The sequence below is a fragment of the Myxococcales bacterium genome (assembly GCA_022184915.1).
Taxonomy (GTDB): Bacteria; Myxococcota_A; Polyangia; order Fen-1088; family Fen-1088; genus JAGTJU01.
Map to the genome: position 1 here is coordinate 1,229,503 of JAGTJU010000001.1, position 21,585 is coordinate 1,251,087.

Below are 21,585 nucleotides of genomic sequence, written 5' to 3' on the forward strand. Positions count from 1 at the left end.
ATGCCGAAGATTCGCTTTGAGCCCGATGGGATTGAGACCGACGTGCCTGAAGGCACCAGTGTGCTGGAGGCCGCACGTGCCTGTGGCGCTCACGTAGGGTCCGCTTGCGGGGGTGTGTGCGCGTGTTCCACCTGCCACGTCTACGTGAAGTCAGGGTTCGACGATCTCTCTGAGGTCGAGGAAAAAGAAGAGGACATCATCGAGAAGGCCTTCGACGTCAAGGCCACGTCGCGGCTCGGCTGCCAGGCGCGCCTTACTGGCGATGGCCTCTACGTGGTGGAGATCTCCCCCGAGAGCCGCAAAGCTTTTCTCGACGAACACCCTGAGCTGCGGTGAAGTCTGCCCCCGCCCGCGGGGAGGCTCAGGTCTTGAAGATGTTCGTGGGTTGGCCGGTGGTCTGCAAGACCGAGTGCCAGATGTCGTTTTGCAACGTAATGCGTTTGCGTGAGTTCACCGCGAGCGCGATGGGGACGTGTGTGATCACGTTGTACCAGAGCCCCACGAGCATGTCGGTCTTTCCCGCCATCGCGGCGTGCACCGCGCAGCGGGCCAGCTGGTCGCAGTAAAGGGCGTCCTCGGAATTCGCAGCCACGCTGCGAATGTAGTAGGCGGGATCGAAGTACTTCACGTCCGCCTTGGTGTTGTGGGCCCTGGCGTCTTCTTTGATGCGATCCCTGAGAAACACCCCGATGTCTGCAAGCTTGCCGTTTCCGGACGCATCGAGTCCCTCGGGAACTTGAAGGTATTCCTGCCCTGCACCCTCTGCCACCACGACCACGGCGTGCTTGCGCTCCCCTAGTCGACGCCTGAGGGCGGCCAAGAACCCTCCCTCGCCTTCGAGAATGAAGGGCACCTCGGGAATCAGTGCAAAGTTGACCTCTTGGCTGGCCAGGGTGGCGCCGGCGGCAACGAAGCCGGCCTCACGCCCCATGAGGCGCACGAGCCCCACCCCGTGTTCGTGACCGATGGCCTCGTTGTGTGCGCATTCGATGATCTCGCGGGAACGTTCGATGGCGGTGAAGTATCCGAAGGACCTCCAGACGTAGGGAATGTCGTTGTCGATGGTCTTGGGCACGCCCACCACGGCCAACGCGTAGCCTTGCTTTTGGGCCTCGAGAGCGATGGCGTGCGCGCCGCGCTGGGTCCCGTCCCCTCCGATCGTGAAGAGCACGTTGACACCCAGCCGGCGTAGCTGCGCGATGGCGAGCTCGGGTGGAACGGGGCCCCGTGACGTGCCGAGGATCGAGCCGCCCAGCCGGTGGATGTGCCCCACGGCGTCGCGGTTGAGCAGCAGCGGCGGCTCGGCGCGCACAGGGTCCAGACCACGATAGCCGTAGCGTAGCCCGAGGATCTCCTTGACCCCGTACCCATAATGGAGCTGGAGCGTGAGGGAGCGGATGACGTTGTTCAGCCCCGGGCACAGGCCACCACAGGTCACCACGGCGGCCCGCACGCGGGACGGATCGAAGTAGATGCTGGCCCGGGGCCCTGCTTTCTCGAAGGCCACGTCACTGCTGCCGTTCGGTTGCCCGGGGACCACTTCGACGTGTGTGGGTACGCCCGTGCCATCGGCGACGAAGCGCCCCGTATCGCCGTAGGAGGACAGGCGAAGCGGCGAGGGGACGAGGCACTCCCCCAGCTGGGAGACCTGCAGATCGGTGGCGGAGAGAGAAGGGCCTGACATCTTGCGGGACCGATGGGGAATCTACGCCGAAATCGCGGCCTCGCCTACCGGGTGAACGGAGGATCTCGCCTCGCATCGCGCGCGAGCGAAGCGTCTTGACCCGGACGGCAGTTTCAGAAAGCCTTATCCCGCTCGTGTCGAAACCAAGTCGAAAAAACGGGGAGCCTTCCGTACGGGGAGGCAAGACCAATGCGCGTCGCGGGGCGGGCCCGTGGTTCTGGGCCCTTTTCGTCGTCGCGGCGGCCACCGTGGTTGTGGGCCTGGTGCAAAGGCGGGGCGATCGGACGCCGACCGAAAAGCGGACGGCGTCCACCGAGCCGGGGCTCGAGGCCACCGCCCTGCGCATCGTCGCGAAGATCCGGGCGCAGGAGGCGGCGAAGGACGCGACCTGCTGGACCACGGTGCGTCTCATGGAAGGCCATCAGGTCTCACTGCCTCTCGACGAGTTCGCCGTGGTGGCGAAGATCGAGGTGAGCAAGCTCTTCGTGTACAGGCTGTGGCGCCGCGCCTCTGTTGTTGCAGGAAGTTCGGGGGTTCCGTTGACGGCGCGCCAGCTCGACGTGCTCGTGCCCGGGGAGGTGCGACCGGTCATCGCGACCCTTGCGGAGCCAACCCCAGGAGGGGGGCTTCCCGCGGCCGGGATCGAGACTGCCGTCAAGGACTATCATCGTGTGACGGAGAACCTCCGCGTGCTCCTGTCGCTGCTCTACGACGAAGCCCTCGGGGGGGGGCTCTTCGCAACCGTGGGTTCGGATCTGGCCCCGCTCGATGACAGCGCCATCGACCGCCTGGCCCAAATCTCGACCGGACTGACCGTGTTGCTGCTGCAAGAAGCCCGGCGGGAGGCGGAGGCCGAGCACCATGTCGAGATCGGCGCCGCGGACGTTCAGCGCGCGTTTCGAGGGCTCGCTGCGCGGTTAGGTCTCGATGATGCGGCTTCGGCAGACTTGCCGCCCCCGCCTCCCCAGCGGTCACCTGACGGGGGGGCAAAGGCGCGCCTCCAGGCCCTCACGCAGACCTATGCGATCAACAAGGTGCAGTCGCTGCGGGCCTGGAATGGCCCCATCTGGCAATCGCAGGTGCAAGGTGGCGACAAGTCCATCGAGCTGGCTGCGTTTTCCGAGCTCTTGGGGCGGCTCGCGGAGGTCCCCATCACGCCGGCAGGCACTGAACGCTTTTTGCTCGAGCTGGCGGTGTTCGGCGATCTCGTTCTGTCGGGCTACCAGCCCCTGCGTACAGACACCTTCGAGAGCTCGCTCGACGCCCTCCGGCGGCAGCGCGCTGCGGGGCGCGAAGACGGGCGAGCCCCGTACCTCACGGTGGCAGCTGCAGCGAACGCGCTCTCGATCCTGTTTCCACACGAGACTTTGCCGAATGGAGATGTTCATTTCGTGATGGTCAAGAACCGCGAGCCGCGACGGTTTCGTTTGCTCGGCCCGAGCGCGGACGCCATGCGGGACGTGACGGTGCACTGGTACGTCCTTGGTAAGTTGCTTGCAAAGCCGGCCACCCTGCCGCTCGAGCCCTTCGCAGCCGAGCTCGTCGCGGAACGCCTGTCCGAAATGGGGCTGCACCTCTTGCTCGAGGCGGCGCGCCTGGCGAAAGAAAATGGGCAAGGCGAGATTCGTCCCGAGACCTTCGAACGGCTCTCGTGGAAGTACCCGGCGGCTTACATCATTGCCGACCCCGAAAAGGAAAAGGGGGCGTGGACGGAGAAGGACGAAGCGCAGAAGGCGGCCTTGCTCGCAGGGATGCGGGGCCCTTTGTTTGCGGATGTCACGTTGAGCTCCGGACTTGCACGACGGAGTTGCACGAAGCCTCCGCCGGGGGCACCCGAGCCCCCGTTCGTGGCGATTCAGCAGTACATGGGCTCGGGTGTGGCGGTGGGCGATTACGATGGGGACGGGCTGCCCGATCTTTTTCTCGCGGCAGATGCCTGCAACCGCCTCTACCGCAACCTGGGGAGCCACACGTTCCGAGACGTCACGGCCGAGGCCGGACTCCATGGCCTGACGCTCGATAGCCGTCATGCGGTCTTTGCCGACGTCGACGGCGACGCGCGTCTCGATCTGCTGGTGGTCAACAGCGAGAGCGGCTCCCGTCTGTTTCGTCAGGTAGCGCCAGGCAAGTTCGCCGACGTCACGGAGCTGTCGCGCTTGACGCCGGGGACAGGCGCTCATACTGCTGTGTTCTTCGACCCCGACCTCGACGGCGATCTTGACTTGTTCATTGGCACGTACGGGGCGGCGCGGCCCGAAGACAAGGGGGGGCCCAGCATCGATGGTCGCAATGGTCACGCGAACGAGCTGTGGCGCAATGACGGCAAGGGGCGCTTCAAGGAGGTGGGGGCCGAGGTGGGCTTGGCCAGCACAGCCTGGACCTTGGCCGCTCTCGCGTACGATGTCGATGGCGACGGGGACTTGGACCTCCATCTGGCCAACGACTTCGGCCGCGACCAGCTCTTCCGCAACGACGGACGGGGGCGTTTCGAAGACGTGGCTGAGGCGTGGGGAGCCGACGATCGCGGCTCGGGCATGAACGTGTCGGTGGCCGATGTCGACGGTGACGGTCGGTTTGACGCTTACGTGTCGATGGTGGACATGTTCTCGAAGAGCATCGGCTTCGTGCTGCCCGTGGCGAGCAGCATCACCAAACTCGACGAGCGCATCGTGGGCTCGACCTTCTACATTTCGGGCAACAAGCTCTACCTCAACGAAGGCAGCCGCTTTCGTGCCGCTGAACATCGGCTCTTTGAGCCAGGTGACCGCGGGTGGACGTGGTCGAGTAACTTCTTCGATCTCGAGAACGATGGCGATGAAGATCTCTACATCGCCAACGGTTGGAGCGAGCGCACCGCCAATTGGTACCAGTCGAATCAACTCTACGTACGCGAAGGCGAGCGCTTCTACCTTTACCCGGGGGCCTCGAAGCGCTGGGAGGATCCGCAGGGCGCGGATCGCTCGGTTCACCGGGGTCTTCTTGGCGTGAAGGTGTACTCGGCCGAGTCGTATCTTGGCAGCTCACGCGCGGTGGCAGCCGTGGACCTCACGGGTACCGGGCGCATGGACCTGGTGGTGATGGACTATCACGATCCTCCGCGCGTGCTTCGCAACCTCAGCCGCAACCCGAACCGCTGGCTGAAGGTCAAGCTGCAGGGAAAGCGGAACCGCTTCGGGATCGGCGCCACCGTGCGCGTCGTGGTGCAAGGACAGCCCCCAAAGTCGCGGCTCGTGAGCGCCGGTGCCCATTACCTGTCCCAGGACGACGCCGTGGTTCACGTGGGCGTCGGGGCGGCGACGCAGGTGGATGCCGTGGAGGTGCTGTGGCCCGGCGGTGTGCGGCAGACCGTCGCGGGGCCTCACGAGACGAACCGGACGCTGGAGGTGACCGAACCTTGAACCCGCTTCAGGCTTCGGTGTCCGCCGGGGGCGCGGTCCCCGAGACCGGAGGCTTGAGAGGGAAAAGATCGGGCAGCGACTCGAGCGCGAGCCACGCGCCGTCGGCAAGGTCCGGGGGCAGCGCGATGGGCCCATAGGCCACACGACAAAGGCCCAACACGTGGCTGCCCAGCGCTGCGAAGATGCGGCGCACTTCGTGATAGGCGCCGCCCACGATGGTGATGGTGGCCAGGGTGGCGGTTTCGGGCGGACAGATGAGCGCAGGGTGCCGCTCGGCCTCGCTCAGGGCTGCGAGGGCGACGATGGTGGGGCGGTGCCCATCGTCCAAAACGAAGTCGCCAGGAACGGGTGAAGGCGGACGCGCCAAGGCGGCCTGGTACGTGCGGGGGACACCGGCGCGGGGATGTGTCAGCCGATGAAGGAGCTGCCCGTCCGTGGTCCAAAGCAGCAGGCCCGTGGTGTCTTTGTCGAGGCGCCCCACGGCGCGGAGGTCCTCGAAGAGCGGCGCGTCCTGCACGAGGCTGGCGGCGATGGGGTGCTCCCGGTCCTTCAACGCCGTGACGTGCCCGGCCGGCTTGTTGAGCAGCAGGTGAAACCTATCCCGCAGCATGACGGCTTCGCCATCGAGCCAGACCTCGCAGGGAAGCGACGCGGTGTCGATGGCCAGGGCGCCGTCACGGGGACACTGGCCGTCCGCCAGGCGAACCCGCTGCTTGCGCAGCAGCAGCGTGACCTCTTTGCGTGAGGCGCCGAGGGTGCGCGCCAAGAGCCGATCGAGACGAGGCATGGGACCGCTTTCATTGCTTGCCCGCGCCGTTTTGGCAAGCTGCCACCCCGACTTGCTCATGTCTTCCGAAGCGACTTCCCTTCACGTCGTGCTGGTCCACCCCGAAATTCACTGGAACACGGGCAACACGGGGCGTACCTGCCTTGCCGTGGGAGCCCAGCTCCATCTGGTCGAGCCGCTGGGGTTTTCGCTCGACGAGCGCCAGGTCAAAAGGGCAGGGCTCGACTACTGGCCGCGGGTCAAGCCCCGCGTGTGGCCGAGTTGGGAGGCTTTTTCGCGCGCTTTGCCGGAGCTCGGAACGCCGTTCCTGTTTTCCAGTGCCGCGCCCCGGCGCTTCTGGGACGTGCGGTTTCCCCGCCCCTCCGTGTTGATTTTCGGCAGGGAGAGCGTGGGTTTACCCGCTCACGTGCTGGAGGCCCACGCAGAGGCGCAGGTCGCCCTCCCGATGGTACCGGGCTCGGTCCGCTCCTTGAACCTCTCCACTTCGACCGCCCTCGCCATGTACGAGGTGTGGCGACAGTGGTCCCCTGGTGCGGATCTGGCAGGGGCCTGAGCTCACGGCCCCGCCTCACCTGTCCAGGCTGTCGACGGTGCCAGGTCCCTGGCGCTCCCACCTCAAGGAGGGCGCCCCATCCCCCGAGAACTCCAGGTGATACTTGCTCCGGAGCTGGGGCAGGGAGAGGACTTGGCGCTGGCTGCTTCGCATTCGACCTTGCGGTTCGGGGACTACGACGTGGAGACGCTGCTTGGACCTGGCAGCGTGACCGAGACGTATCGTGCCTGCCGCAAGGGGGGGACGGCGGTGGCACTCAAGCTGCTGCGCCCGGATCGGGGGGGCACGGACCCCAAGGTCCGACGGGCGTTCGTCGAGATCGCGAAGCGGAACCAAGCGCTGCGCAGCGCCGGCGTGGCCCGCGTGGCCGAGGTCGTGGAGGGGCCAGAGGACGTCTTCGCCGTATCCGAGCTCCTCGACGGCGTGGATCTCGAGCGGCTCTTCGAGTCGGCCACGGCGTCAGGCAGCATGGACCCCGCCCTCGTGGGGCAGCTCGGGGTTCAGATCGCACGCATCCTCACCCGCTTGCATGAGCGGCGCGAGCCGATCCTGCACGGCGGCCTTTGCCCCGGCAACGTCGTCGTGACCGCCGGGGGCCGCGTGACGCTGGTGGACCCCGGTTTCTCCGCGGTGTTGCGGCCTCTCACGGAGCAGGCCATCGATCGAAGCTGGTTCGTGGCTCCCGAAATCCTCCTGGGAGGGGAGCCCCCGTCGGTCGCCTCGGATCTCTACGGTCTGGGCGCGGTTCTCTACTATCTGCTCACGGGAGAGCCTCCCGTCATGGGGGAGACGCTCGAAGAGCTGTCGGAGCTGTTCGAGGAGGGGGTGCCGGTCGTGCCCGGCATTCCTGACTGGCTGGAAGAGGCGCTGCTCACCCTGCTGGCCCGCGACCCTGCTGATCGCCCCCGCTCGGCGTCCGCAGCGGCGCTGCTGCTGAGCCCCTTCCCGGACGGTGCGACCCGGTTGGGAGCCATCGTCAACGGTAAGGCCCCCGTTCCCGTTTTGCCGCTCGAGGCTTCCGATTCGGGGGCCCTGTCCGCGTTCGATCCGATGGCGGCCCATGGGACCATGATCCTGCAAGCCTCCGACGCAGAGGCAGTCCGTTCGGCCCCGTCTTCGAGCATGCTCGAGGCTGTCAGGAGCTCGGGGGGCACGTACCTGGGGCTTGCCCCCGATCTGTCGACGGATGAAGCCCCAAGCCCCTTTGATGCGCCGGACTCAGGACCGTTGCTGCGCCCGGCCCTCGAAGACGCGAGCAAGGACGAGGTCATCGAGCCCCCCAGCGCCGTTGCGAGGGCGAAGGGGACCCCGCCCCTGACCCCACTGCGCACGTTGGCCCCTGCGGGGGCTCCGGAGGCAGAGCCGTCAGCGGCGGTGTCCTTTGCCCCGCTGGATGTGCCGGGGGCGGGTGCGGGGAGCGGCTTGGGGCTGCAGAACGAACCTCAGTGGGTCGAGGGCACGGGGGTCTCGTCCACCCTGACGCTCGACCCTCGTTGGCCCGTGGCCGCTTCACCCGTCGCCCTGCAGAACGAGCCCCAGTGGGCCGACGGCGGATCGCTCTTGGGGGTGCCGGCAAAAGGCTATTCCCTTCCCGTCGACGAGTTTCTCGACATCGGCGCACCCGCGCCTGCGGCCGTGCTGGGGACCGGGCTGGGGACCGCATCGGGGCGGGTGGAGCTGCCCGAACTGCTCGACGTGGACCTGGAAGCGGGGCTGGCTCCGACCGCAACCGATCGGCGTGCCGGCGCCGACGATGCGCCGTCTGGCCTCGTCAGCTTTGGTCAAATGCGGGCCGAAGGTGTTGCGATTGGCGCGATCGGTGTCGAGGGCGAGGACGAGGAGGGCGAAGGGGGCTCGCCCGCGCGTCGCACCATCACCATTACCGGAATCGGTGTGTTGCCAGGGGCCCGGAGGGCGGGCTCGGCCCGCATCGGCGGCGCAAAATCGAGCGGCTCATGGCTGCCGAAAATGATCCTGGGCGTGTTCCTGCTGATCTTCGGGGGCGTCGTGGCGGTGAAGGCCCTGTCTTCGGGCCCCATGCAGGCCCTTCCCAGCGCGGAGGAACTCGCCAAGAAGGCGCCCGATGACAAGGCGCTGGCTCCGAAACCCGTCGAACAGCAGCCCGAAGAGGCGGCAGCGATGCGGGGGCAGCTGACCATCGTAACCACCCCGAGGGGCGCGACCGTGTGGGTCGACGGCAAAGAACGTGGCCGCACCCCGCTCACCACCCAGACCACTCCGGGCGCTCACCGCATCGTGATCGTCAAACCGGGCTTCAAGATGCTGCGTGAAGTGACGGACACATCCGAGGGCCTCACGATCAAGCGCACCTTGCCCCCCGCAAACATCAACTTCGGGGGCACCGTGGCGCTCAAGGTCGAGTGCAAAACCGAGGGCAAATACCCTGTGTTCATCGACGGCAAGGACACCGGGCTCCTGTGTCCCATCGACAGCTTGAAAATTCCGGAAGGAAATCGCCTCGTGGGGCTCTACGTCATCCCTGAAAACAAGATCTGGAGCTTCGAGCGAGAGGTGGTGCGCGGAACCAAGGCCCACCGCGTGGTGTTCAGCTACTGAAGCCTCGTCAAGGAGGCAGGGCCAGCTTGGCCTGGCTGGTGGCAAGCCCCGATCGGGCTGCGACGTTGGTGGGATCGAGGTCGAGAGCCCGCTGGAACGCGTCCACCGCCTCGGCGTACTCCTCGGCGGACAGATGAGCCCGTCCGCGAAGCACCTCCCCTTTGGCGCCGGCCCCTTGCTGAACGGCTTTTTCCGCGAGCAATACGGCTTGCAGCAGGTTGCCTCTTTGATACGCCAACTCGGCCTCGGCGAGCGTGACCTCGAAGGCCGCGGGCGTACGGGGCTCGGAGGAGGGGGACGGCTCAGGCTTGGCTGCGGGCGGCACATCGCGGGGCGGTGCCACCGGCGCGGGCTGAACCCGTTTTTCCGGGGGCGCAGCCGCGGCTTCCGGGGGGGTGATCGGAGCTGATGCCTGAGCCGCGGGCGGCGTCGGCACGGCGTCTTGCCTTGCGGCCGGAGCCGGCACGTGCACGTCCACCTCGTGGCCAGTTTCGCTGCCCTCTTCGATCGGCTGCTCGCTGTGTTCCAGTCGGGGCTGTTGTCCGGGCGCCTGTGGCGCAACCGCCGGCAGAGCAGGCGCAAGCTCCGAGGATACGGGCCGTGTGGCCGTGCCTCGGCTGAGACCCCACAGGGCCCCGGCCAACACGACGCCACTCAAGGCAAGGTAGACGAGGCGTCTTGGGCGGGGCGCAGACCGGGTCAGCTTCTCGGTCGACGAGGGGCTCGAATCCACGCGAGCCGTCTCGGAGGGGATCTTGAGGGCCAAAACCGACGAGCCGGTCGCCCTGACGGCCTCGAGAATCTTGAGCAACTCCTGCTTGAGCTCGGTCATCGACTGCGGCCGGTCGTCGGGGCGCCGTTCGAGCGTACGCATGATGAGCCTGTCCAGCTCGGGCGGAAGGTCCATGCGCCAGTTTGCGATGGGCGTGGCCGCGTCGTTGACCTTCTTGTGCCAGACCTCTTGAACCGACTCACCCGGGACCGGCGACTGACCGCCCGTGAGCATGCTGTAGAGCAGTCCCCCCACGGCGTAGATGTCCACGCGAAAGTCCACCGTCTTGCCCGAATCGACCTGCTCGGGGGCCATGTAGCGAGGCGTGCCCACGGCCGCGTCGGTCAGGGTGAGCTCGGCGCTTTCGAGACCCGTGGATCTCAAAAACTTCGCCACGCCGAAGTCGAGCACCTTCACGAGCTCGGACCCCTCGCGCTCCCGCACGAGCATCACGTTGCCGGGCTTGAGATCGCGATGGATGATCCCGGCACGGTGCGCTGCTTCGAGGGCGCGGCAGATCTGAATCGTGATGAGCAAGGTGCGTTCGACAGGAAGCTGACCATCCCGGCGGATGAGCTTGCCCAAGTCGACCCCGTCGACGTACTCCATCACGAAGAAGAAGTCACCGCCTGGCGTCGTACCGCAGTCCGTGACGTCGGCGATGTTGGAGTGCCCGATTTGAGAGGCCGCGTTGGCCTCGAGCTTGAATCTCTCGAGCAGCTCGCTCTTGCGGCGCTCGGCATGGCGAGGAACCTTGATCGCAACCCGCTTGCCAATGCCCGTGTGATGTCCCTCGTACACCCGGCCCATCGCGCCTTCGCCAAGGAGGCGGCGGACGTAGTAGCGATCGGCCAGCACCGTGGCGATGAGCGGATCGGCGGGCGTTGCGCTCTCGGCCACCTCGGCCAGGTAGCTGCCCGAGGGCCTGAGCTTCACGGCCGCGGCCGCGCGGGCGACCAATTGGTCTTCTTCCTGCGTCTCGGCCTTGGCATCGGCGTCGAAGAGTTGCGCCAGGAAGTGCGAGAGCGTGAGCCTGCTTGCGTCCTTGGGCAGGTAGCGTGTCAGGCTCTGACCGAAGCCGGCCGCGCTTTGAAAGCGCTCTGCCGGGTCGAGGGCCAGGGCTTTGAGCACCACGCGGTCCAATCCCTCTTCGACGGCGCCGTTGTACTGAGAGGGTGGGGGAATGGGCGTGTTCGCCTGACGGGTCTGCTCGTTCGGATAGAGCTGCCGGCCCGTGAGGAGTTCCCAGAGGATGAGCCCCAGAGAAAAAATGTCGCTGCGGTGATCGATGGGGCGCCCGGTGTGCTGCTCGGGCGACATGTAGCTCACTTTGCCCCAGTTGATGCCGCTCATCGTCTGGGCAAGTTTGCTTCGCCACTTCGCCAGCCCAAAGTCGATGAGCTTGACGCCCCCCGTGTACGAAAGCATCACGTTCGACGGGGAGATGTCACGGTGGACCAGGTCGAAGCGCTCGAGCCCGTGTGCGTAGGCGAGTCCCGCCGCGATTTCACTCACGACGTGCAGTGACACGCTCAAAGGGAACCCCACCTTGCGAATGGCGCAGCGGTTCCACAATTCGGCGAGGGTCTTTCCTCGCAGGTACTCCATCGCGAGGTACCCTTGCTCTCCCACCAGCCCGAAGTCGAAGACGTAGACCAAGTTCTCGTGGGAGAGCTTGGTCACCACTTTGGCCTCGTCCACGAAGCGTTTGCCGAGCTCGTGAGGCTCGCGTCCGGGGGCGTCCAGCTGCCGGATCACCTTGAGCGCGCAGACGCGCTCGGCGCCCTCCTGGCCGGTCGTGGCCATGAAGATCTGCCCCATGCCGCCTTGGCCGAGTTCCTTGAGCAAGGTGTAGCGCGCGCCGAAGGGCCGCGGGTAGAGATCATCCCCGGGCATCTTGCGGTTCTGTGATGAGGATCCCGTTACCAAGGCCGCTCGCATCCTACCTCAGTGCGTGGGGCGAGGGGGATCACGCCTCGTCGACCACGGGGTTTCTCAGGGTGCCCACGCCGTCGATCTCGATCTCGCAGACATCACCGTCTTCCAAGTCCGAGGTGCCCGCCGGGGTGCCCAGCGTGACGATGTCCCCAGGATTTAAGGTCATGATGGCCGAGACGTAGGCGACGAGGTCCCAGGGGTCGAAGATCATGTCTTTGCCGACACCACTTTGCCGAACCTCTCCGTTGACGCGGCAGCGAATCGACAACGCCGCGATGTCCACGGGCCCCTCTTCGATCCAGGGTCCGATCGAGCTGAAGGTATCGAACCCCTTACAGCGCGCGAAATAGCCCTCTTCGGCTTGGATGTCCCGCGCCGTCACGTCGTTGAAACAAGTGACACCTGCACCGAACGCGCGGGCGTACGCTGGCGTGACGCGGTGGCATCGACGTCCGATGACGATCGCCAACTCCGCCTCGTGCTGAACGCTCTTGGAGGCACGCGGTCGCACGATGGCTTCTCCGGGCCCGATGATCGAGGATGGTGGCTTGAAAAAAACGAGCGGTTTTTTCGGGACCGGTTTGCGCCGCTCGGCTGCGTTGTCCGGGAAATTGTGTGCCACGCAGACGATTTTGGTGGGTTCGCAAGGGGCGAGAAGGCGCACCTGGCCTGTCTGAAAGACCTCACCTGTGGGTTGGCCGCCGAGCCAGGCGGCCGCCGACAGGGTTTCGATCGGCCCGCCAGGAGACATCATGCGACCGTAACGAGGTCCCGCTGCGGTCTGGAAGCGAACGAATTTCGACATGGTCTCCTTGGTTTTACCGCTCCGTGCGGCGCCGTGGAAAAAACCTTACGCACCGGGTCCCTTCCCCGCCAGGGGTGGGTGAGGAAAGACCCGCCCAAGGGGGCGGTGCGTTCGAAAATTTGGGGGTGGCTGCGGGGGCTCCGATACTCGTCTGGTGAAGATGGCCCTTGTGCGTCGGGGTTTCGCTAACCGATGGATCGTCCGCGCGGGTGCGGCCGGCGCGCTCGCCTTGACTTTCGGTTACGTGCCTTACCATCTGTACGCACGCTCGGGTTTCGCCCGCTACCTGGAGCTCGAAGGCGATCTGCAGGACATGCAGCGAGGCAACGCCGGCCTTCGTGCGGACATCGCGCGCCTCACCCGTGAGGCTTACGCCCTCAAAAACGACCCCCGCGCGGTCGAGCAGGTTGCTCGCCACGAGCTGGGCTGGGTGCGCCCGGGCGACCTCGTGCTCGACCTCCAGGAGGGCGGCAAATGAGGCTCGGGCGGGCTGCGGACAGGCTGACCTTCGCCACCTCGCGGGGCCTGCGTGCGGCCTGGGGCTTCGGCGTCATCGGCGCCTTCGCCCTGCTCATCTGGCAGGGCTTCTTCCCCGATCTGTGGGCAGGCGCCGAGCCGGGCACGGGTCCCGCGGTGGCGGCGGCGCTCCTGGCGGGCGTCCTGGCGGCAAAGCTCGCCGCGCGTCTGCGCACCAACGAGCGGCGTCGAAGCGCTTTGCGCGAGGCCCTGTCCGACGTCGAGCTGGGGCTTTTGCTCTTGACCGCGACCTACGTGTTTCTTTCGATTCTTGGTGGACCAAAGGCAACGGTTCACCCTCTCATTTATGCCCTCGTGAGTTTCCTCGTCACCTTCCATCGGCTGGAGGTGGGGGTGCCGCTGGCGGCCGCGGCGATCGGGTTCGAGGCGCTCGAAGCGTTTTCTCCCCACGCCGGCGCGGACGCTCAGCGCCTGTTTTGGGGCCATGCGGGCTTCATCGTCATCTTTGCGGGCCTCAACGTTGCGTTTCTGCACGCCGAGGTGGCCCGTCAGCGCCGCGAGCACAGGAAGCGCCTCGACGAGGAAGTGGCGTCGATGCGCGAGGAAGCGCGCGACTTCCGCCTGATCTCCACGGCCCTGGGCAGCGAGAGCCGGGTGCGCTCGCGCGCCGAGGAAGTGGAGAAACTCTCGCAGGGGTCGATCGAGACCATCCATCAACAGCTCTTCTACACGCTGGATCTTCTGCGGAAGGCTCTCGGTCTACAGACCTGCGCGCTGTTGTGGCTCGACAGCCGGGGGCACAAGCTCAAGCTCAAGGAACTTTCGAGCGACTCCCCGCACATCGCGGAGGGGTCCGTCGCCGCGGGGCATGGTGTGCTCGGGGCCATTCTCAAGGAAGGCAAGCGGCTCATGCTCGAGTCCCCGCGCCTCTCCATGCTGCCGTACTACCAGGGGCCCGCGGACGTGGCCGCGTTCGTGGGTGTCCCCGTGTTCGAGGGACGGGTGGTGCGGGGGGTGCTGGTGGCCGATCGGGTGGCGGGTGGCCCCTTCGCGCCGGGCGAAGTGGATCTCGTCGAGTCGGCCGCCGCGCAGATCGTCAGGGTGGTTCAATCCGAGCGCGTGTTTCAGGCGGTCGAGCGCGCCAAGAATGAACACGAGAGCTTCTACCGCGCCTCGGCTGAACTCAACCGCGCCCTCACGCTCGACGAGGTTTACGAGGCGGCGATCGCAGGCGCCCGCGGGGTGTGCGACTTCGATCTGGTGGTGATCGCAACCTACGACGCGCGCGAGGGAAGCCACAACATTTGTCGCGTGGAGGGGGAGCTGGCGGAGGTCCTGGGGGGCAAACAGTTCAAGGATCCCACGTCCTTGCTCTCGATGGTCGTCAAGAACAAGATCGCGCTTCCCGCGGGGGGACAGTGGCGAGAGCGGGAGGACGGCTTCGTCTTCGACCCCAACTTGCGGCTCCGCGAATACGAGTCACTCGTGGTCCTGCCCCTCGTGGTCAAGGACGAGGTCACGGGCACGTTCATGGTGGCCTCGCGCCGGGCGGGAGCGTTCCCGAACGATCGACGCGAGATGCTGGGCGTGATCGCCAACCAGGTCGCGATCAGCATGCAGAACGGACGCATGTACCAGGTGCTCGAGGAACAAGCCACGACGGACGGCCTTACGGGGCTCGTGAATCATCGCACTTTCCAGGAACGTTTCTCTTCGATGTTGACCCGCGCCGAGCGGCACGGGTTTCCCGTCGCCCTCATCCTCACCGACATCGATCACTTCAAGAAGATCAACGACAGCTACGGACATCCCACGGGCGACGAAGTGCTGCGGCGTGTAGCCAAGATCCTGAAGGCCAGCGCGCGCAAGATCGACATCGTGGCCCGCTACGGTGGGGAAGAGTTTGCCATCGTGCTCGAGTCGACCGACCGGGACGGCGCCCGGCAGCTGGCCGAGCGCATACGGGCGGAGGTAGGCAAGCAGAGCTTCGAGTCGTCGAAGGGGCCGTTCAAGTGCACCCTGTCCCTGGGCGTGGCGCTCTTCCCGGATGACGCCCGTGCCAAGCAGGAGATCATCGCCCGTGCCGACCAGGCGCTTTATGCTGCGAAACACGGCGGACGCAATCGCACCGTGTGTCACGGAGACGTGGTGCTGGCGCCCCAGCCCGAAAAGAAGGCGATGCGCGCCGCCGGTTGATTCGCTGCGTGTGCGGTGGATCGCCGGGCGTGGTCGGATGCCGGGAACCACCACTCGCCGTGCCACTTTCGCGGTTGACGAGGTGCGGCGCCTAGGCCATGAAGGTACTGTGAGAAGCGTCACCGCTCGTGGCTTCGCGGTTCACGCCCGGCCTCCGTTCACCCTGGCAGGCTTTTGTGCGCTGTCGCTGACGCTCCTGCTTTGTCCCTGGCGCTCCGCCTCGGCCCGGAGCGAAGGGGGCAGCGCTGCGACGTCGCCCGGGCGCCTCGATCCTGGGCCCCAGGGGGGAATCTTGCGGGTGGTCAACCGCGCCGCCGCCCCGACGTCACACTTTGCGCCGCTCGATTCTGGGCTTCTGTACGTTTCCGGACAAACGGCGGGGCTTCGTGTGGAGGTGAGGGACAGCCGTCGCTCCTTGTACTTTACGGGCCCCGCCGAACATGAAGTTCCCTTCGAGGTGCGGGGGGCCCTTGGCGAACACGAGGCCACGCTGTTGCGGGGCCCAAGCGTTGTGGCCACGGCCCCCTTCACAGTCCTTGGCAACACGGACCTGAGTTGCTCCGATGCCTCGATCACGAACGAGCTCCGCCGCCTCTCGGCTCAGCTTCGAGGCTATGGTCGGGCCGTGTTCGTGGACGGCAAGGTTGTTCACACCTTCGCGCCCACGTTGAGAGGCAATCGCTACGCCGCAGCGGCGGCTCGCTACCTCACCGACGATCTCACGTCGCTTCCCGACCTTTTCCTGGAGCGGCAGAAGGGAAGCGGGCTCGTCTTTTCGGGCATGAGGCCCGACAATCATTACGACCCTTTCTCTGGAACTTACCCCGGCGTGGACATCGCCCGCGACACGTTTGGAGACGCCTACACGGACAGGTCGAAGGACGGCCGATGGGTGTTCGAGCGCGTGCCTTCGGAGGCCGACGTGGAAGCCATGGCCACGTCGTGGGTCCACGAGGTCTGGCAGGCCACGGGCGACGACGCCTGGATGAAGAGCAAGCTTCCGGTGCTCGAGAAGGCTCTTGGCTACGTCCAGCAGGACCCCCTGCGCTGGTCGTCGGAGACGGGCCTCGTCCAGCGAGGCTTCACGCTCGACGTCTGGAACTTCCAGCACCCGCTCGTCATCGACATCCATCCTCGCGGTTCGGTGAACCGCGCCGGCTGGTTCGACGGCCTTTGGCTCGATGCTGACTCGCCCAAGGGGATTGCCCACGGTGACAACACCGCCATGTTCGAGGCGGCGATGGCGATGGCGCGCATGCACGCGCACGCCGGAGACGAAGCGCAGGCGTTGGCGTGGATTCAATGGGCGGAGCGCTTGCGAGAGAGCCTCGAAAAGCAGGCCTGGACTGGGTCATTTTTTCGGCACTTCGTGAGACTCACCGAAGATGAGCGCTGGAAATCCCTCGAGGTCGACGAGGCCGTGCAGCTCTCTCTGTCGAACCCTTTCGCGATCACACGGGGAGCCGCCACCCACGCCCAGGCGGTGGCCATCGTGGCCGAGTATCAGCGCCGGTACGAAAGGACCAAAGGCCAGGTGCTCGCGGAATGGTCGACGATGGACCCTCCTTTCCCGAAGAGCTTCGGTCCCTTCGGGCCTGGCAGCAAAGGCAACGGCGCCATCAGTCCCATCGTGGCAGGGCCGTTGGCGCAAGCGGCTCTCGAGCACGGGGCGGAAGCGTACGGAGCCGACGTGCTTCGTCGTGTGCTCGCGCTGCAGGCGAAACACGGCCGCCTTCACGATTTCTACTTCCCCTCATCCCGGTCGCCGGGGTGGCTTGCCGAATCCTTCTTTACCATCGACCTTCGCACGGTTGCGAATCGCCACCTGCGGGGTGATCGAACCGGCGGTTTCATCGATCACCCAGACAACGACCTGCGAAGCTTCCCGGTCGGCAAGCAGACGTTTTTGGGCAAGCCCTTCGACGTCATAGATCCCAAGGACAACGGAGGCCGTGCTGCCGTCGTGTTGTGGGGCGCCGGGAGCCCCGGGCCGCGCGAGACCACCGTGGCGGGCATCAACCGGAAGGCCAACAGCATCTATTTCCTGCATTCCGCAGGAAACATAGGTGGGCAGGCCCGGGTGGGTGAGTACGAGGTCAATTACGAAGACGGGACCAAAGTGCGCATTCCCCTCGTGGTGGGCCGCAACATCGCCAGTTGGTGGGCGGATGGAGATGCGGGTGAGTGGCGCCTCGCGTGGCGCGGCAAAAACCCCCACGTCTCGGTGATCGGCGTGGGTGTATGGGGCTGGGACAACAAACAGCCCGACAAGGTCATCGAGAGCATCACGATGCGGGCGTCGGGCGGAGGCAGGGTGCAGCTGCTCGGCATCACCTTGTCCACGGCCCCCGTGCAATTCGAGCGCGGGGAGGTGGAAGGCGGTGGCGCGGAGCCCTGGGCGGCAGGCGTCGTGTACCGCGCGGCGGTCGAAGGTCTGGCTGGCGTGTCGGACAAAGCTCACTCTTTCACGCACGTCCGCGTTGCGCCGCGCTGGCTGGCGGTTGGCCAGCCACGGGCCCGCGTGCTTTTGCGCTATCCCAGCTCTCTAGCGTATGTGGCTTACGAATTTTCCCACCTATCCGGCGCCCGCACGCTGCAAATGACGTTCAGTGGCAGCGGCAAACGCTTCGATTTCCACGTGCTTTTACCCTCTGGCCACAAGCCCCGTCGTGTGACGCTCGATGGACGAAAGCTGCGTTACCGAACGGAGGTCGTCGAGGCCAGTGCGTATGCGGACTTCGTGATCGAAGAGCAATCGGCAGGGCGCGTCGAGATCTCGTACTGAACGTCTCGCACGTGCGTCTCAAGTCGTGGGCCGGTTCCGCCGAGCCTTCGAAAGAGAAGTCGCATGCGCCTCAACGTTCGAATGAACACGCCGCGGCTCGGTCACCTGGCCGGCCTTCTGCTCATGAGCGTCTGCGCCGCCTGCGGCGCGATCGCAAGTTCCGAGGGAGTTCCGGATGGCGATGTCGCCCCGGCACCGCCGGGTGACGGTGGCATGGGTGCGGACGACGCCAGAGGGAGTGTTATTGACGCGTTTTTCGTGTCCTTCTCTGACGCGTTGACCATGCCCCCCACGCCAGAGCCGGCATGCAGCGGCACCAAGCCGTGCCCCAGTGGTCAAGTCTGTTTGACGGGCCAGTGTCAAGCCAACCCCTGCGCAGCGGCCGAGGGCTTCTCCTGCGGGGCCGGCAAGGCTTGCCTGGCGGTGTGCGTAAAGGTCGAGAACAAATGCGCGGGTGTCACCTGTAGCGACGGCCAAACCTGTATCGATGGGGCGTGTGTGCCGGGGTGCTTCAAGGAGGCCTGCAACGCCGTCACGTGCAAGCAAGGCGAGTTTTGCGATCCGAACACGGGCAAGTGTGCCGCTTTGCAGACCTGCAACGCGCTCTGTCCCTCGGGTCAAGCGTGCCACCTCACGTGCGTGTCCGACAAGTCCCCCTGTGACAACATCCTCTGCAAGGCGGACGAGTTCTGCGTGAGCGGCACGTGCGTCAAGAATCCCTGCCACGGGGTGACCTGCCCGCAAGGCAGCGTGTGCGCCAACGGCACGTGCGTTGACACGTGCGACTGCAAAATGACCTGCAACCAGAACTCGAAGTGCATGCAGGGCGTCTGCGAGTGCGCTCCCAAGTGCGAGGCGGGTAAGTGCGGCGACAACGGGTGCGGCGGGAAGTGCCCGTGTCCGAGCGGTGAGGCCTGCCGGCAGGAAACGTGCTGCAAGCCGAACTGTCCGTCCGACGGCAGCCGCGCCTGCATGAGCGACGGATGCGGGGGCACGTGCAGCTGTCCCAGCGGATCCGGGAGCTGCTACCAGGGTCAGTGCTGCAAAGCAAACTGCCCCTCTGACGGCAGCCGCGCCTGCCAGGACAACGGCTGTGGCGGCAAGTGTTCGTGCCCGGGGGGCAGCTGCGTGGCAGGCATGTGCTGCAAACCTGACTGCGCCGCTCCCGGCAAGGCTTGTCGGGACAACGGCTGCGGGGGCAAGTGCCCTTGCCCTGGCGGCAAATGCGTCTCGGACATGTGCTGCCAGCCGAACTGCCCCGCAAACGGCGCGAACGCCTGCAAGTCTGACGGCTGCGGCGGTACGTGCAAATGCCCGAGCGGCGAGGGGAGTTGCTACCAAGGGGCCTGCTGTAAGCCGAATTGCCCTGCTGGGACATGTGGTGCCGATGGGTGCGGTGGCACATGCAAGTGCCCGAACGGTTCGACCTGCAACAACGGCGTCTGCAGCGCGAAGGTCTGCAGCCCCGCGTGTGGCTGTGGTCAGGTCTGTTACGATGGCCAGTGCGTGGCGCTCTCGTGCGACGCCGATGAGTTCAAGTGCGGTTGCGGCTGTTGCCCCCTTGGCCATACCTGCGCCGCAGGTCGCTGCTTGCCTCCCGGCGCGGTGCCCTGAACCTTCCACGCCGACAGGGCGGCGCCCGTCGGCGCAACGGGCACGCCTCCGGGCCGCCGTGAGCGGCAAAGGGCCCTATCAGCCCAGGCCCCAGGCCGCAGGAAGGCCATGGCGCAGCAGCGCATCTGCCTCCTCGGGGGGGATCGCCTTCGAGAACAGGAAGCCCTGGATGCGGTGGCAGCCCATGGCCCGCACGAGCGCCAGCTGATCGGGAGTCTCCACGCCCTCGGCCGTGACCGAGAGGGAGAGGTTCTTTGCGAGGCCGATCATCGTGCGCACGATCTCGTTGGCCTTGCTCGAGCTCGACATGCGGGCCACGAACGTGCGGTCGATCTTCAACCCGTCGACCGAGAAGCGCTCGAGCTGTCCGAGGGAAGAGTAGCCCATGCCGAAGTCATCGATGCAGACCAGCATGTCGATCCGGCGCAGTTCGTCCAGCAGCTCTGAGGCAGCAGCCGGGCCCTCCATGAGCGCGCTCTCTGTGAGTTCGAGCGTCAGGTCACGCGGATCCACGCGGGTCTCATCGAGCACCCGTCGAATGTCCGCGAGCAGGTCAGGCTGGGTGAACTGCCGGGGCGACATGTTCACGGACAGCTTCGGTGCAGTGCCCGGATACTGCGTTTGCCACTTTCTCAACTGAAGGCAGGCCTCTTCCAAACCCCACATACCGATCGGGCAAATGAGGCCGTTCTCTTCGGCCAGAGGGATGAACTCGTCGGGGCCCACGAGCCCCCGCTCGGGGTGCGCCCACCTGAGGAGGGCCTCGAACCCCGCCAGCCGCCGGGCGTCCACATCCACGATGGGCTGGTAGTGGAGCACGAACTCGCGGCGCTCCACCGCCCGGCGCAGGTCCGTCTCGAGCCGCAGGAGCGATCGGGCGCGATCGTGCATCCCTGTCAGGAAGCGCACGTGACGGGCGCGGCCCTGTGCCTTGGCCTGGTACATCGCGATGTCAGCGTCGCGGAGTAGGTCTTCGGGCCGATCGTAATCGTCGCTGCCGAACGAGATGCCGATGCTCATCGTGCAGTAAAGTTCGGTGCTACTGACGTGAAACGGCGCGCTCATGGCGCCGTGGATACGCTCGGCGACCCGCTCGGCATCGGCGGCGTCGCGCACGCTCTCGAGAAGGATCACGAACTCGTCCCCCCCGAGGCGACCCACGGTATCCCCAGGACGCAGACAGGCCTCGAGCCGCCGGGCCAGCGCGATGATGAGCTCGTCCCCCGTCGCGTGCCCGAGGCTGTCGTTGATGCCCTTGAACCGGTCGATATCCAAAAACAACACGGCGTAGGGTGACTCGAGCCGCCGTCGTGCCCGGCGCATCAGCTGTCCCAACCGCTCGAGAAACAGGGCCCTGTTCGGCAGGTGGGTCAAAGGATCGAAAAAAGCCTGCTCGAAGAGCTGGTTTTCGGCTTGCTTGCGCGCCGTGATGTCGCGCGAGATCCCGAACGTTCCAACGATGTGACCTTCTGCGTTTCGCAAGGGCAGCTTGGTGGTGGACACCCACTTGACCCCGCCCCCCGCGAAGTTTTCCTTTTCGTCCTTGCCCACCAAGGGGCGGCCCGTGCGCATGACCTCGAGTTCGTCTTGGCGGGCGTCTTCGGCGTGCGCTTTCCCAAAATAGTCGAAGTCCGTTTTGCCGACGGCGTCGTCGGGGCTGCCAAGGCCCAAGTACCGCGTCATGGCCCGGTTGATGCGAAGAAACCGGCTCTCTTCGTCCTTGAAGTAGATGTTGTCCGGTATGTTATCCATCAAGGCGGCCAGAAAGAACGCGTCACCGGTCGCCCCTTCGGAGCCCGTGACCGATGCCCCTGGTACGACGAGTCCCTGATCGAACAAACTGGCTCCGTCCTGAGACTCTGTTTGCCGCACCTCTGCGGTGATGGCGACATCGAGAGACCTCTTGGGCGCTTGCTTTGGCGCGCTCATGCGATTCATGCGTGCACCCGCACGCGTGGTCAATTTTCGCACACAGATGCCTTGGCCCGCAAGGCGGACA

12 protein-coding genes are annotated in these 21,585 nt (G+C 66.0%); 7 read left to right on the forward strand and 5 right to left on the reverse strand.

Annotated features, from left to right (window positions below; all coding sequences use genetic code 11):
- Positions 1 to 336: a 2Fe-2S iron-sulfur cluster binding domain-containing protein gene (locus tag KA712_05090; GenBank protein ID MCG5052316.1), complete on the forward strand. Its 336-nt coding sequence runs from the start codon at positions 1 to 3 to the stop codon at positions 334 to 336.
- Positions 337 to 361: 25 nt separating this feature from the next.
- Here the strand turns inward: KA712_05090 and KA712_05095 are convergent, their stop codons facing one another.
- Complete coding sequence (locus KA712_05095; GenBank protein ID MCG5052317.1) at positions 362 to 1,684, reverse strand: ATP-dependent 6-phosphofructokinase; 1,323 nt, start codon at positions 1,682 to 1,684, stop codon at positions 362 to 364.
- Positions 1,685 to 1,818: 134 nt separating this feature from the next.
- On the opposite strand from KA712_05095, the gene KA712_05100 reads away from it, so the two are divergent.
- Complete coding sequence (locus KA712_05100) at positions 1,819 to 5,082, forward strand: CRTAC1 family protein (protein MCG5052318.1); 3,264 nt, start codon at positions 1,819 to 1,821, stop codon at positions 5,080 to 5,082.
- Positions 5,083 to 5,089: 7 nt separating this feature from the next.
- On the opposite strand, the gene KA712_05105 is transcribed toward KA712_05100, so the two are convergent.
- Entirely contained in the window at positions 5,090 to 5,869 is a 780-nt protein-coding gene (locus tag KA712_05105) for a hypothetical protein (protein MCG5052319.1), read from the reverse strand.
- On the opposite strand from KA712_05105, the gene KA712_05110 reads away from it, so the two are divergent.
- Both KA712_05110 and KA712_05115 read left to right on the forward strand, forming a co-directional pair.
- Positions 5,868 to 6,422, forward strand: coding sequence for a tRNA (cytidine(34)-2'-O)-methyltransferase (locus tag KA712_05110; GenBank protein ID MCG5052320.1), 555 nt, complete (start codon positions 5,868 to 5,870; stop codon positions 6,420 to 6,422). The two genes, KA712_05105 and KA712_05110, sit on opposite strands and share 2 nt — an antisense overlap.
- Positions 6,423 to 6,518: 96 nt before the next feature.
- Positions 6,519 to 8,999, forward strand: coding sequence for a PEGA domain-containing protein (locus KA712_05115; GenBank protein ID MCG5052321.1), 2,481 nt, complete (start codon positions 6,519 to 6,521; stop codon positions 8,997 to 8,999).
- Between the two features lie 7 nt (positions 9,000 to 9,006).
- Here KA712_05115 and KA712_05120 read toward each other — a convergent pair whose 3' ends face one another.
- Together KA712_05120 and KA712_05125 are read right to left on the reverse strand one after the other, a co-directional pair.
- Positions 9,007 to 11,700 (reverse strand): protein kinase, encoded by a 2,694-nt coding sequence (locus tag KA712_05120; GenBank protein MCG5052322.1) that lies wholly within the window; start codon positions 11,698 to 11,700, stop codon positions 9,007 to 9,009.
- A gap of 40 nt (positions 11,701 to 11,740) precedes the next feature.
- A complete protein-coding gene (locus KA712_05125) occupies positions 11,741 to 12,514 on the reverse strand; it encodes a fumarylacetoacetate hydrolase family protein (GenBank protein ID MCG5052323.1) in 774 nt (257 codons plus the stop codon).
- Between the two features lie 154 nt (positions 12,515 to 12,668).
- Here KA712_05125 and KA712_05130 point away from each other — a divergent pair, with 154 nt between their 5' ends.
- The 3 genes from KA712_05130 (at position 12,669) to KA712_05140 (ending at position 17,972) form a co-directional block, all read left to right on the forward strand.
- Positions 12,669 to 12,992, forward strand: a complete 324-nt coding sequence (locus KA712_05130) for a septum formation initiator family protein (protein MCG5052324.1) — start codon at positions 12,669 to 12,671, stop codon at positions 12,990 to 12,992.
- On the forward strand, positions 12,989 to 15,187 hold the full coding sequence (locus tag KA712_05135; GenBank protein ID MCG5052325.1) for a diguanylate cyclase: 2,199 nt from the start codon (positions 12,989 to 12,991) through the stop codon (positions 15,185 to 15,187). The genes KA712_05130 and KA712_05135 overlap by 4 nt, the downstream gene beginning before the upstream one ends.
- 109 nt (positions 15,188 to 15,296) lie before the next feature.
- Positions 15,297 to 17,972 carry a hypothetical protein gene (locus tag KA712_05140; GenBank protein MCG5052326.1) on the forward strand — a complete coding sequence of 892 codons (2,676 nt, stop codon included), beginning with the start codon at positions 15,297 to 15,299 and terminating at the stop codon, positions 17,970 to 17,972.
- A gap of 1,692 nt (positions 17,973 to 19,664) precedes the next feature.
- On the opposite strand, the gene KA712_05145 is transcribed toward KA712_05140, so the two are convergent.
- The gene (locus KA712_05145) at positions 19,665 to 21,515 is read right to left on the reverse strand and encodes an EAL domain-containing protein (GenBank protein ID MCG5052327.1); all 1,851 of its coding nucleotides are present in this window, start codon (positions 21,513 to 21,515) and stop codon (positions 19,665 to 19,667) included.
- Positions 21,516 to 21,585 lie beyond the last annotated feature (70 nt).